This is a genomic window from Bradyrhizobium sp. USDA 4510 (genome assembly GCF_054059095.1).
On sequence record NZ_JBSSBT010000001.1, the window covers coordinates 8,005,038 to 8,018,256 of the forward strand.

General features: G+C 66.1%; 11 protein-coding genes. 7 read left to right on the top strand and 4 right to left on the bottom strand.

Annotation, left to right across the window (positions count from 1 at the left end):
• Positions 1-130 precede the first annotated feature (130 nt).
• Together ACVMDN_RS37200 and purH are read left to right on the top strand one after the other, a co-directional pair.
• Entirely contained in the window at positions 131-1,882 is a 1,752-nt protein-coding gene (locus ACVMDN_RS37200; RefSeq protein WP_076835003.1) for a heparinase II/III family protein, read from the top strand.
• Between the two features lie 232 nt (positions 1,883-2,114).
• On the top strand, positions 2,115-3,707 hold the full coding sequence (gene purH / locus ACVMDN_RS37205) for a bifunctional phosphoribosylaminoimidazolecarboxamide formyltransferase/IMP cyclohydrolase (RefSeq protein WP_057021334.1): 1,593 nt from the start codon (positions 2,115-2,117) through the stop codon (positions 3,705-3,707).
• A gap of 163 nt (positions 3,708-3,870) precedes the next feature.
• Here the strand turns inward: purH and ACVMDN_RS37210 are convergent, their stop codons facing one another.
• Positions 3,871-4,989 (bottom strand): IS630 family transposase, encoded by a 1,119-nt coding sequence (locus tag ACVMDN_RS37210; protein ID WP_141343495.1) that lies wholly within the window; start codon positions 4,987-4,989, stop codon positions 3,871-3,873.
• A 159-nt stretch (positions 4,990-5,148) separates the two neighbouring features.
• Positions 5,149-6,528, bottom strand: a complete 1,380-nt coding sequence (locus ACVMDN_RS37215; protein ID WP_076833609.1) for an MFS transporter — start codon at positions 6,526-6,528, stop codon at positions 5,149-5,151.
• Between the two features lie 125 nt (positions 6,529-6,653).
• On the opposite strand from ACVMDN_RS37215, the gene ggt reads away from it, so the two are divergent.
• From ggt to ACVMDN_RS37230, 3 genes are all read left to right on the top strand, one after another.
• Positions 6,654-8,399, top strand: coding sequence for a gamma-glutamyltransferase (gene ggt / locus ACVMDN_RS37220; RefSeq protein WP_076833610.1), 1,746 nt, complete (start codon positions 6,654-6,656; stop codon positions 8,397-8,399).
• Between the two features lie 130 nt (positions 8,400-8,529).
• Entirely contained in the window at positions 8,530-9,828 is a 1,299-nt protein-coding gene (locus tag ACVMDN_RS37225; protein WP_076833613.1) for an MFS transporter, read from the top strand.
• A 111-nt stretch (positions 9,829-9,939) separates the two neighbouring features.
• Entirely contained in the window at positions 9,940-10,815 is an 876-nt protein-coding gene (locus ACVMDN_RS37230; protein WP_076833615.1) for an SDR family oxidoreductase, read from the top strand.
• A 1-nt stretch (position 10,816) separates the two neighbouring features.
• Here the strand turns inward: ACVMDN_RS37230 and ACVMDN_RS37235 are convergent, their stop codons facing one another.
• The gene (locus tag ACVMDN_RS37235) at positions 10,817-11,152 is read right to left on the bottom strand and encodes a GIY-YIG nuclease family protein (RefSeq protein WP_057021339.1); all 336 of its coding nucleotides are present in this window, start codon (positions 11,150-11,152) and stop codon (positions 10,817-10,819) included.
• 102 nt (positions 11,153-11,254) lie between these two features.
• On the opposite strand from ACVMDN_RS37235, the gene ACVMDN_RS37240 reads away from it, so the two are divergent.
• Positions 11,255-11,683, top strand: a complete 429-nt coding sequence (locus tag ACVMDN_RS37240) for a DUF1330 domain-containing protein (protein ID WP_076833617.1) — start codon at positions 11,255-11,257, stop codon at positions 11,681-11,683.
• Between the two features lie 8 nt (positions 11,684-11,691).
• Here the strand turns inward: ACVMDN_RS37240 and ACVMDN_RS37245 are convergent, their stop codons facing one another.
• Entirely contained in the window at positions 11,692-12,357 is a 666-nt protein-coding gene (locus ACVMDN_RS37245; protein ID WP_076833619.1) for a glutathione S-transferase family protein, read from the bottom strand.
• A 130-nt stretch (positions 12,358-12,487) separates the two neighbouring features.
• On the opposite strand from ACVMDN_RS37245, the gene ACVMDN_RS37250 reads away from it, so the two are divergent.
• Positions 12,488-13,072 (top strand): DUF2239 family protein, encoded by a 585-nt coding sequence (locus ACVMDN_RS37250; RefSeq protein ID WP_057021341.1) that lies wholly within the window; start codon positions 12,488-12,490, stop codon positions 13,070-13,072.
• The last annotated feature ends 147 nt before the right edge of the window (positions 13,073-13,219 follow it).

Below are 13,219 nucleotides of genomic sequence, written 5' to 3' on the forward strand. Positions count from 1 at the left end.
TCGAAGTGATTCGTGCGGTATCAAGAGGGTGCCTGGGCAGGTGCCTGGGCAGGTGTCTTGGCAGGTGTCTTGGCCGCGTTTCCGGACTAAATAAGGATTCGTTGAAAATTCCCTCCCCGCAAGGTTAGGCGTGTCGGTCGCTCAAAGCAGACGCATCTCGACGCTGATTGCTGGCCGCTTTGCCCGCAGCATGCTCGCACGCGCCAGCGGGAGCACGATTGCGCTGTCGCGGCTCTGGCCCGGCCGCACCGACCGGCTGGTCATCGCCCCGCACGATCTGCGGACCGCCGACGCCACCCGCGCGGCCGAGATCTATGCCGGACGATTCGTCTTCGCCGGCAAGATCGTCACCTGCCACGGCCGCTCGATCTTCGATCTCGAGCCACCGTCGGAGGATTGGGAAGCCGCCCTGCTCGGCTTTGGCTGGCTGCGCCACCTGCGCGCCGCCGACACCGCGCTGACCCGCGCCAACGCCCGTTCGCTGGTCGACGACTGGATCTCCAACCAGGCCCGCAAGCGGCCGCTGGAGCGCCGCGCCGATGTGCGCGCGCGGCGGGTGATCTCGCTGCTGTCGCAGGCTCCATTGGTGCTCGGCGACACCGACGGAAAATTCTACCGCAAATATCTGCGCGGGCTGGCGCGCGAGATCCGCTATCTGCGCCACGCGACGCTCGACAATGACGGCGTTCCGCGCCTGCAGGTGCTGATCGCGCTGTGCTACGCCTCGCTCTGTCTCGCCAACCAGGCGCGCAACATCAAATCGGCGACGCGCAAGCTGTCCGACGAATTGCAGCGCCAGATCCTGCCCGATGGCGGCCACATCTCGCGCAATCCCGGCGCGCTGGTCGAGCTGCTCAGCGATCTCCTGCCGCTGCGGCAGACCTTTGCCGCACGGAATATCGCGCCGCCGCCGGCGCTGCTCAACGCGATCGACCGCATGATGCCGATGCTGCGCTTCTTCCGGCACGGCGACGGCAGCTTCGCGCTGTTCAACGGCATGAGCACCGCGCCGTCCGATCTCGTCGCGACGCTGCTCGCCTATGACGACACCCGCGGCGTGCCGATGGCGAGCATGCCGCATACCGGCTTTCAGCGGCTTGATGCCGGCAACACCGCCTTGATCATCGATACCGGCCCGCCGCCGCCGGCCAGCGTCAGCCAGGACGCGCATGCCGGCTGCCTGTCGTTCGAGCTCTCCTCCGGGGTGAGCCGCATTGTCGTCAATTGCGGCATGCCAAGCACAGGCCGCGACAATTGGCGGCCGTTCGCGCGCTCCACCGCGGCGCATTCGACGCTGACCTATCGCGACGCCTCGTCATGCCAGTTCGTCGAGCTGTCGGCGATGAAGCGGCTGCTCCGCGGCGCGCCCATCACCAGCGGTCCGAGCAATGTCGAGAGCTACCGCGAAGCCGTTCCCGACGGCGACGTGCTCACCGCCTCGCATGACGGCTATCTCTCGCGCTTCGGCGTGATCCACCGCCGTGTGCTGATGGTCTCGCAGGACGGCACGCGGCTGGAGGGCGAAGATTCGCTGTCGCCGGCGCCGGGCGGCCGCATCAAGGGCAGCGAGGCCGATTTCGCGCTGCGCTTCCATTTGCATCCCTCGGTGAAGGCGAGCCGGCTGTCGGATGCCCGCGGCGTGATGCTGGTGCTGCCCAACCGCGACGTCTGGACCTTCGAGGCGATGGACGACAAGGTCGATCTCGAGGACAGCGTGTTCCTGGCCGGCAATGACGGCCCGCGCCGCACCTCCCAGATCGTGATCCGGCAGGACGCGAGGCAGGCCGGCACCATCCGCTGGAGCTTCGTGCGCTCCTCGACCTCGGCCTCCGCCACCACCGCGCGCCGCAACGCCCGCCGCGAGCCGGAACTGCCGCTGTAGGACGGGTGAGTCCTCCAACCCGTCATCCTGAGGAGCCGCGAAGCGGCGTCTCGAAGGATGCACGGCCCCGCCGGTGGCCGTCGACCCTTCGAGACGCGCTGCGCGCTCCTCAGCGTGACGGGGAAAGAATACCGGACCACCCTCAATTTGCGGGGAATCAGGCGCATGTACCGGTTTCGTACGGCACAAAACCATGCTACCCGGCTGCCTTAACAGCCAGGGATTTTCCGATATGACCGAGCAGCTTCGCCGCGTGACCCGCGCTCTGTTGTCCGTTTCCGACAAGACCGGACTGATCGATTTCGCCAAGGCGCTGGCCGACCATGGCGTCGAGCTGGTCTCGACCGGCGGCACCGCCAAGGCGATCGCGGCGGCCGGGCTGAAGGTCAAGGACGTCTCCGAGCTCACCGGTTTTCCGGAGATGATGGATGGCCGGGTCAAGACGCTGCACCCGAAGGTGCATGGCGGCCTGCTCGCGATCCGCGACAACAAGGAACACACCGCGGCGATGGCCTCGCACGGCATCGCGCCGATCGACCTCTTGGTCGTCAACCTCTATCCGTTCGAGGCCACCGTCGACAAAGGCGCCGGCTTCGAGGAGTGCATCGAGAACATCGACATCGGCGGTCCCGCGATGATCCGCGCCGCAGCCAAGAACCATGACGACGTCGCCGTAGTGGTCGAGGCGAACGACTATTCTGCCGTGCTCGACGAGCTCGCCGCGCACAAGGGCGCGACCTCGCTTCAGTTGCGCCGGCGGCTCGCCGCCAAGGCCTATGCGCGCACGGCAGCCTATGACGCCGCGATCTCGAACTGGTTTGCCGTGCAGCTCGACACCAAGGCGCCGGATTTCCGCGCCTTCGGCGGCAAGCTGATCCAGTCGCTGCGCTATGGCGAGAACCCGCACCAGACCGCAGCGTTCTATGCCACGCCGGAGAAGCGGCCGGGCGTTGCGACCGCACGCCAGCTGCAAGGCAAGGAACTGTCCTACAACAACATCAACGACACCGACGCGGCCTATGAATGCGTCGGCGAGTTCGATCCGCAGCGCACCGCGGCCTGCGTCATCGTCAAGCACGCCAACCCCTGCGGCGTTGCCGAGGGCCCCGATCTCGCCACCGCCTATGCCCGCGCGCTGGCCTGCGATTCCACCTCGGCCTATGGCGGCATCATCGCGGTCAATCGCACGCTCGATGCGGACGCCGCGCGCGCCATCATCGGCATCTTCACCGAGGTGATCATCGCGCCCGACGCAACCGAGGAGGCGATCTCGATCATCGCCGGCCGGCGCAATCTGCGCCTGCTGCTCGCCGGCGGCCTGCCGAACGCGCGCGCGGTCGGCCTCACCGCCAAGACCGTCGCCGGCGGCCTCCTGGTGCAGAGCCGCGACAATGCCGTGGTCGAGGACATGAACCTGAAGGTCGCGACCAAGCGTGCGCCGACCGACGCCGAGCTGCGCGATCTCAAATTCGCGTTCCGCGTCGCCAAGCACGTCAAGTCGAACACCATCATCTACGCCAAGGACCTCGCGACCGTCGGCATCGGCGCCGGCCAGATGAGCCGGGTCGATTCGGCACGGATCGCCGCGCGCAAGGCGCTGGACGCGGCCGCCGAGCTGAAGCTCGCCGAGCCCCTGACCAAGGGTTCGGTGGTCGCCTCCGACGCCTTCTTCCCGTTCGCCGACGGCATGCTCGCCTGCATCGAGGCCGGCGCCACCGCGGTGATCCAGCCCGGCGGCTCGATGCGCGACGACGAGGTGATCAAGGCCGCCGACGAGCACGGCATCGCCATGGTGTTCACCGGCGTGCGGCATTTCCGGCATTGAGTACGACCTGTAGCCCGGATGGAGCGTAGCGAAATCCGGGGCGGTTTCTCCGCGGACCAAAGACCCCGGATTGCGCTTCGCTCCATCCGGGCTACAAACCTGTCGTCCCCGCTAGTGCGAAAGCAGGGACCCATAACCACCCATGTTGCTTGGTGAGGGACAACTAGTGTCCTGAACCAGAAGTTCGCAACATCGGGGCTTGTTTTGCCGGGGCATTGTAACGGCAGAAGCGCTCGATGGAAGCAAGGATATCATCGGCGGATTTGGTCCATCGGAACGGTTTTGGATCGGCGTTGTGTCGTTCGATGAACGAGGCGATGTCCGCCCTGAGGGCGGCTACGCTGCGATAGACGCCGCGCCTGATCTTCTTATCGGTGAGGAGCGCGAAGAAGCGCTCGACTTGGTTGAGCCATGACGAACTGGTCGGGGTCAGGTGCACGTGCCAACGCGGCCTTTTGGCGAGCCATCTCCGGATCATTGGGGTCTTGTGCGTGACGTAATTGTCCATGACGAGATGGACGTCGAGTTCGCGCGGTACGGCAGCCTCGATCTCGTCAAGGAACTTGCGGAACTCGGCGGTGCGGTGGCGCCCGTAGCATTTGCCGATGACCCGTCCCGTCGCAATATCGAGGGCGGCGAACAACGATGTGGTGCCATGCCTTTTGTAGTCATGGCTCCTTCGGGCCGCCTGGCCGGGACGCATCGGCAGCAACGGCTGGCTGCGGTCCAGCGCCTGGATTTGGGACTTCTCATCCACACACAGAACGATGGCGTGCTCGGGTGGTGAGACGTAGAGGCCCACGACATCGCGCACTTTGGCCACGAAGTTCGGATCGGTCGAGAGCTTGAACGTCTCCATCCGGTGCGGCTGGAGCCCGAAGGCCCGCCAGATGCGTTGGACCGTCGATACCGATAGGCCGCTGGTCTTGGCCATGTCGCGGGAGCTCCAATGAGTGGCGTTCTCAGGGCAACTCTCCAACGTCCTCACGATCACGGCTTCGATGCGGGCATCGTCAATCGTGCGCGGCGCGCCGGAACGCGGCTCGTCGTGCAGCCCGGCCACACGCTGTGCCATAAAGCGCCGCCGCCACTTGCCTACGGTCTGCCGGTCCAGCCCGAGCTTGACCGCCACTTCCGTGTTCTGACCACCTTCCGCACAGGTCAGCACGATCCGGGCTCTCAGAGCCAGCGCCTGAGCCGTCTTCCGCCGCATCGTCAGCGACGTCAGTTCAGCCCGCTCATCATCACTCAATATCAGGGGGGCAAGTTGCTGGACCGCCATTGGAGACTCCGCCGCTGTTTGCCTCCATCCTTGGCACAGCGACGCGAATCTACTGCGAATCTATGATTGCGAACTTGTGACTCGGGACACTAGCCCCAGCGCGCCTTCGATGGATCACGCGGTATGGGTCCCGGCCTGCGCCGGGACGACGGCGGTGGTTTACTCCCGCACCTTCGCCAATAGCGCCAGTCCCGCGACGAAGAACGCCACCAGCACCGCCATGCCGGCCTTCTGGCTCGCGGTCGCCGCGGTGATCGCGCCGATCAGGAGCGGGCCGATGAACGACGTCACCTTGCCGGTAAGCGCGAACAAGCCAAAATACTGCGCGATGCGATCCTTCGGCGCGAGGCGGATCAGGAGCGAGCGCGAGGCGGCCTGCAGCGGCGCACCGGTGGCGCCGATCAGGCAGCCCAGCACGATGTAGGCGCGCTCGGCGGCGCCCGCGAACAACGGACCGCCAGGCACCGGCGGCACGACCTGGATGAACAGGACGGAATCCTTGTTCACGGTGAGGATCACGACGATCGCAAACAGCAGGATCAGCAAGCTGGCGGTGATCACGCGCTTCGGTCCGAATGCATCATCGAGCTTGCCACCGATCCAGCCGCCGAACGTGCCGGCCACCGCGAGGATGATGCCGAAGGTACCGATCCGGATCGTGTCCCAGCCGAACGTGCCTGCGGCATAGATGCCGCCGAACGCAAACAGCGAGACCAGCCCGTCGGTGTAGATCATGTTCGCCAGCAGGAAGCGCGCCAGTGACTTCTGCTTCGGCAGGCTCGACAACGATTGCCTGAGCTCGCGCAGGCCTTCGCCGAGCGCCGCGCGCATCGGGCGCTTCGTCGGATAGTCCGGCGTGAACAGGAACATCGGCGTCACGAAGATGATGAACCACAACCCGGTCAGCGGACCGGTGATGCGGTCGCCTTCATGCATGGCGGGATCGAGACCGAACAGCGGCGTGAAGCCGAACAGCGTGCGGCCGGTCTCGGCATTGGCGGCAAGAAAGCCGAGCACGAGAACAAGACTCAGGATGCCCCCGACATAGCCGGTGGCCCAGCCGGTGCCTGACAGCCGCCCGATCCGGTCCGGCGGCACCAGGGTCGGCATCATCGCATTGTTGAACACGGTCGCGAACTCGACACCGACGCTCGCAATCGCATAGGCGAGCAGCAGCGCCGGGATGATGTCGGGATTGCCGGGCTTGCCGATCCACATCGCGCTGGCGCCAATCACGAGCAGCGCACCGAAGCCCGCGATCCACGGCTTGCGCCGGCCGCTGGCATCGGCGATTGCCCCCAGCACCGGGGACAGCAGCGCGATCACAAGTCCGGCCGCCGCGGTGGCAAAGCCCCACAGCGCCTGGCCGCTCGCGGCATCAGGCGCGACGAAGCGCGCGAAATAAGGCGCGAACACGAAGGTCGTGATCAGCGTGAAATATGGCTGCGCAGCCCAGTCGAAGAAGATCCAGCTGATGACGGCGGCGCGGCCAGGATAAACCTTGGTGGTGGCCTTCGCGTCACCGGCGCCCGTCTGCATTGTTGCCGTCATCGCGAAAGATATTCCCAACTCGAACCACAGGCAGGCTTTTGCCGCTCCAATCCGCTCCCATATAGCATGGGCCGGTTTGACTGATACGGCGATGAACAGGGCAGGACATTTCGATGGCGCTGACGGCAACGATGTCGCGACGGCTGTTTGCCGCTCTCCTGGTGATTGGTATCGCGACGCCCGCCCTCGGCCAGGTCCAGCGCCGCTTCTATGAACCTTCAGCCGCGGACACGATTCGCAGCATTCACGCCGAAAACGGCATGGTGGTGGCGCAGGAGAAGCTGGCTGCGCAAGTTGGCGCCGACATCCTGCGACAGGGCGGCAACGCGGTCGACGCCGCGGTCGCCACCGGCTTCGCGATGGCGGTGACCTATCCGCGCGCCGGCAATATCGGCGGCGGCGGTTTCATGGTGATCCATCTCGCCGGGCGCAATGAGGATGTCGCGATCGACTATCGCGAGACTGCGCCGCAGGCCGCTACCCGCGACATGTTCCTGAACGCCGACGGCAAGCCCGATCCCGACAAGTCGCGCAACTCCGCGCTCGCGATCGGCGTGCCCGGTACGGTCGCGGGTCTCGCGCTCGCACTGGAGAAATACGGCTCCGGCAAGTTCACGCTGGCGCAGATCCTCAAGCCCGCGATCGATCTCGCGCGTGACGGATTCATCGTCACCGACGACACATCGGACACGCTGAACGACATGTATCGCCGCATGTCGCGCTGGCCGAATTCGGCCAAAACATTCTCGCACGCCGACGGCACGCCGCTGCGCGAGGGCGACCGCCTGATCCAGGGCGATCTCGCCGGCGTATTGACTGATATTGCCGAACAGGGCCCGCGCGGCTTCTACGAAGGTCCGGTTGCCGAGAAGCTTGTCAGCGGCATCAAGAATGCCGGCGGCATCTTTACGCTCGAGGATCTGAAATCCTACCAGCCGGTGATCCGCACGCCGATCCGCGGCAGCTATCGCGGCTACGACATCGTCTCGATGCCGCAGCCCTCCTCCGGCGGCGTCGTGCTGCTGGAGATCCTCAACATCCTCGAAGGCTTTCCGATGTCCGACATGAAGCAGGGCTCGGCCGCCTCGCTGCATGTGATGATCGAGGCGATGAAGCGGGCCTATGCCGATCGCGCGCGCTATCTCGGCGATCCCGCCTTCGTTGACGCGCCGACGCAATTGCTGATCGACAAGGACTATGCCGCCAAACAGCGCGCCACCATCGATCTTGCCCGCGCCACGCCCTGGACCGATGTGCGCAACGCCAAGCAGCCGCACGAAGGCGACAACACCACGCATTACTCTGTCGTCGATGCCGGCGGCAACGCCGTCAGCAACACCTATACGCTGAACTTCCCGTACGGCGTCGGCCTCGTCGCCGACGGCACCGGCGTGCTGCTCAACAACGAGCTCGACGATTTCACCGCAGCGCCCGGCGCCTCCAACGCCTTCGGCCTGGTCGGCTTCGAGGCCAATCTGCCGGGACCCGGCAAGCGTCCGCTGTCGTCGATGTCGCCGACCATCGTGCTGAAGGACGGCAAGCCGGTGCTGGTGACGGGCTCGCCCGGCGGCAGCCGCATCATCTCCGCCGTGACGCAGATCATCGTCGACGTGATCGACTACAAGATGGACATCGCGGCCGCGGTCGCCGCGCCCCGCATGCACCATCAATGGCTGCCCGACGAGGTTCGGATCGAGCGCGGCTTTCCCGACGGGGTGCTGACCGAGCTGAAGGCCAAGGGCCACAAGTTGGTCGAGCCGCTCGGCTACTCCTCCGCGAACTCGATCCTCGTCACGACCAACGGTCTGCTCGGCGCGCCGGATCCGCGCACGCGCGGCTCGGAGGCCGCGGGGTACTAAAGGATGATCCGCACCTAAGGCGTGCAAACGCGGCTTTGCCCCGCCTGCAACATCGCGATAGATTGGCGGTCCGCGCACCTCCGGCCGCGGATCGCAAACAGCCGGTGAAAGATTTCTCCGGGGAACGCGCATGAGCACGGCCGAATCCAAGTCAATGGAAGTCGCAGAGATCGAGGACACCAGCCTCCTCGCCTTCTATCGCGACATGAACCTGCAGGAGCGGCGCACGTTCTGGGCCTGCGCGTCGGGCTGGACGCTCGACGGCATGGATTTCATGATCTATCCGCTGGTGATCGGCACCATCATCACGCTCTGGAAAGTTGACCCCGGCACCGCCGGCCTCGCGGGCACCGTGACGCTGCTGGCCTCGGCCGTCGGCGGCTGGCTCGGCGGCTATCTGTCCGACCGGATCGGCCGGGTGAAGACACTGCAGCTCACCATCGTCTGGTTCTCGTTCTTTTCGCTGGTCTGCGCATTGGTGCAGAATTTCGATCAGCTCCTGATCGCCCGCGCGCTGCTCGGGCTCGGTTTCGGCGGCGAATGGGCCGCCGGCGCGGTGCTGATCGGCGAGGCGATCCGGCCGCAGTATCGCGGACGTGCGGTCGGCTCGGTGCAGTCGGGCTGGGCGGTCGGCTGGGGCCTCGCGGTGCTGGCGCAGGCGATCCTGTTCTCGGTGCTGCCGGCGGAGAACGCCTGGCGCTGGATGTTCGTGATCGGCGCACTGCCGGCGCTGCTCGTGTTCTACCTGCGCCGCTACGTCACCGAGCCGGAAATCTCCGCCGCGACCATGGCGCAGGCGCAGGCCTCTGGCAGCGGCCCCGCCGCGTTGTGGGAGATCTTCCACGGACCGATCCTGAAGACCACGCTGCTGGCCTCCCTGGTCGGCACCGGCATGCAGGGCGGCTATTACGCCATCACCTTCTGGGTACCGCGCTTCCTCACCACCGAGCGCAAGCTCTCGGTGGTCGGCTCGACCGGCTATCTCGCGACGCTGATCATCGGCTCCTTCATCGGGTATCTCGTCGGCGCCTGGCTCGCCGACCGGATTGGCCGGCGCAACCTGTTCCTGATCTTCTCGATCGGCGCGATCGCAGTGGTGCTGCTCTACACCCAGCTGCCGCTGTCCAACGAGGTGCTGTGGGTGCTGGGCTTCCCGCTCGGCTTCTTTGCCTCGGGCTATTTCTCCGGCATGGGCGCGTTCCTGACCGAACTGTATCCGACCCGGCTGCGTGGCTCCGGCCAGGGCTTCTGCTACAATTTCGGCCGCGGCATCGGCGCGCTGTTCCCGTTCCTGGTCGGCGCGCTGTCGACCACGACCACGCTCGCCAACGCGATCGCGATCTTCGCGGTGGCGGCCTACGGCGTGTTCTTCATTGCCGCCTACGCGCTGCCGGAAACCCGCGGCCGCGTGCTGCATGCGGATGGGTAGGCGGAAAGATACTCCTCACCCCAACCTCGAGAGCGAGCTTCGCTCGCCTCGGGCTCCCCCAAGGGGAGAGGGAGCCTGACAATGGTGCGTCCCTAACTGGAGGCCATTCTCATGACGTCGCTCAAAGGCAAGACGCTGTTCATCTCGGGCGCGAGCCGCGGCATCGGGCTGGCGATCGCGCTGCGCGCCGCGCGTGACGGCGCCAATGTCGCGATCGCGGCGAAGACCGCCGAGCCGCATCCGAAGCTGAAGGGCACGATCTACACCGCCGCCGACGAGGTCCGCGCCGCCGGCGGCAAGGCGCTGCCGGTGCTCTGCGACATCAGGGACGAGGCGCAGGTGATGGCGGCGATCGAGCAGACCGTCGCCGAGTTCGGCGGCATCGACGTCTGCGTCAACAATGCCAGCGCCATCAGCCTGACCAATTCGCAGGCGACCGACATGAAGCGGTTCGACCTGATGATGGGGATTAACACCCGCGGCACCTTCATGGTGTCGAAATACTGCATCCCGCACCTGAAGAAGGCGGAGAATCCGCACATCCTGATGCTGTCGCCGCCGCTCGACATGAAGACGAAATGGTTCGAGCACTCGACCGCCTACACGATGGCGAAGTTCGGCATGAGCATGTGCGTGCTCGGGCTCGCGGGCGAATTGAAATCGGCCGGCATTGCCGTCAACGCGCTGTGGCCGCGCACCACGATCGCGACCGCCGCGGTCGGCAATCTGCTCGGCGGCGACGCCATGATGCGCGCGAGCCGCACGCCCGAGATCATGGGCGATGCGGCCTACGCGATCATCACCCGGCCGTCGCGCGAATTCACCGGGCATTTCTGCATCGACGACAAGGTGCTCTATGCCAATGGCGTCCGCGACTTCGAGCGCTACCGCGTCGATCCCTCGGTGCCGCTGATGTCGGACTTCTTCGTGCCCGACGACGACGTGCCGCCGCCCGGCGTCACCGTGCAGCCGCTGCCGTCACACTAGGCTACACCGCGAACGCATTCAGCTCCGCGCGCCAATGCTGCACGCGCTCCTTCAGCAGCGTGTCGCGCACATAGGCGAGCTCCTCGTCCTCGATCCGCTCCAGCGTTTCGAGCGAGAGATTGTCCGCGCCATGCCCCGACCAGGCGCGCTGCAGCTCGGCGTTGCGATGACTGCCCATCCGCAGCGTGAACCAGATGCGGTTCTCGATCTTGTCGAGGTCGAGCGCCTGCCCGACCCAAACCTCACCGGTCGCGCGGCAGCGGATCGCGAATACGCCGGCAACGCTCGCGCGCTTCTTGTAGTCGGCGATGGCTTGCTTGCGGTCCTCGGTCTTCATGGTGACTCCTGTCGTTCTGTCGGGCTATTTATATCCGGGTATTATTGACAAAGCAATTATGCCCGGGTAAAAAGTGCCATCAACCTTCGATGGGACACCGACATGGACACCGCCGCCTGCTATCTCGAGCCGACCTGGAACGCCGGGCGCGACTTTGCCCAGCGCGAGATCGCGGGCGAGCTGGTGATGCTCAATTTGCTGCGCTTCCGCGCGATCGCCGACTATTCGCAAAGCCCGGAGCTCGCCCCGCCGCGGCCGATCGCGGGAGCTGCGGCCTACGACCGCTATGTCGCGCACACGCTCCCGCATCTGCGCAAGAGCGGCGGCGACATCCTGTTCAGGGGTGAAGGCCGCCCGTTCCTGATCGGGCCCGAGGGCGAGCGCTGGGACCGCGCGATGCTGATCCGGCAGAAGAGCCGTGGCGCGTTCCTCGCCTTCGCGGTGGCGGAGGCCTACCTCGCCGGCATCGGACACCGCACCGCGGCGCTGGCGGATTCGCGGCTGCTGCCGCGGGTCGAGCTGCCGCGATGACCGCGAATTTACCGGCCGACCTGGTACGGCCCGCCCTTCTCCAGCGCCCGCGCATAGGCCGGGCGGGCGTGAATACGCTCCAGGAACGCGACACACTTGGGATGGCCGTCCTCGAGCCCGCCGCGCGCCGCGGCGGCCTCGAGCGGAAAGCTCATCTGGATGTCGGCGCCGGAAAACTCGCTGCCGGCGAACCATTCGCTCTTGCCGAGCTCGCCTTCCCAATAGGCCATGTGCTGCTTGAGCTGCGGATTGACCAGCGTGGACAGCGCCGTGTTGGATACCTTGCGCACCAAGGGCCGCAGCAGCGCCGGCGCGCGCTTCGGCATCAGCGTGAACAGGAGCTTCAGCAGCAGCGGCGTCATCGCCGAACCCTCGGCGTAGTGCAGCCAATAGGTGTAGCGCAGCCGCTCCGGCGTATCGGCCGGCGGGATCAGGCGCCCGTTGCCGTAGGTCGCGATGATGTATTCGAGGATCGCGCCGGATTCCGCGATCGTGTGGCCGTTGTCGGTGACGACGGGCGACTTGCCGAGCGGATGGATCGCGCGCAGCTCCTTCGGCGCCCGCATGTCGGGCTGCCGCTGGTAGCGCACGATCTCGTAGGGCACGCCCAATTCCTCGAGCAGCCACAGCACGCGCTGCGAGCGGGAATTGTTGAGGTGATGAACCGTCAGCATGGCATCCTCTGAAAGATCAGCGCAATCGGGCGGCGTTTGGTGCCAGCGGGAAACCAGAAAGTCGAGATCCACGCGCCGCGATTGCCAAGAATTACCCGGGCAGTATGTCGCGCAATCTGAGAGGTCTACCATGAATCCTGCCTATGTCGCCTTCGAAGGCGAGCACCGCATCGGGGCCGGCGACCTCCCGGAGGTTGCGCGCGCCGCCAAGCAACACCTCGACCAACGCAAGGACGCCGCGATCCTGGTGTTCAACGGCCGCACCTCGGCGCTGGTCGATATCGATTTCCGCGGCTCGGTCGACGACGTGCTGGCGCGGCTGCCGCAGCCCGCACCTGCGCGCGACGAGGAGCCGACGCCGACCGCGCCGCGCGGCCCGGGACGTCCGAAGCTTGGCGTCGTCGCGCGCGAGATCACGCTGTTGCCACGGCATTGGGATTGGCTCGCGCAGCAGAAGGGCGGTGCATCGGTTGCGATCCGCAAGCTGGTCGACGAGGCGCGCCGCGCGAGCGGCGACAAGGATCGCACGCGCAGCGCGCAGGACGCCGCCTATCGCTTCATGACTGTCATGGCCGGCAACCGGCCGAACTATGAAGATGCGATCCGCGCGCTGTTCGCCCACGACCGGCGCCGCTTTGCGACGCTGATCGCGGACTGGCCGGCCGACATCCGCGATCACGCGATCCGGCTCGCCTATAGCGATCAAGCGGACTGACTGGTTTCGAGTGACATGGATGGCGGCCCGGCCTGCCGGCGATTCGGTTCTGATCGAACTGAACCGCAGCCCCTCGTCCGCCGCCGTCCCTGACGTCGCAATTTTTGGAAGTTGAACGTGTCCAACCCTCGCTCCCTGCGCAAAGCC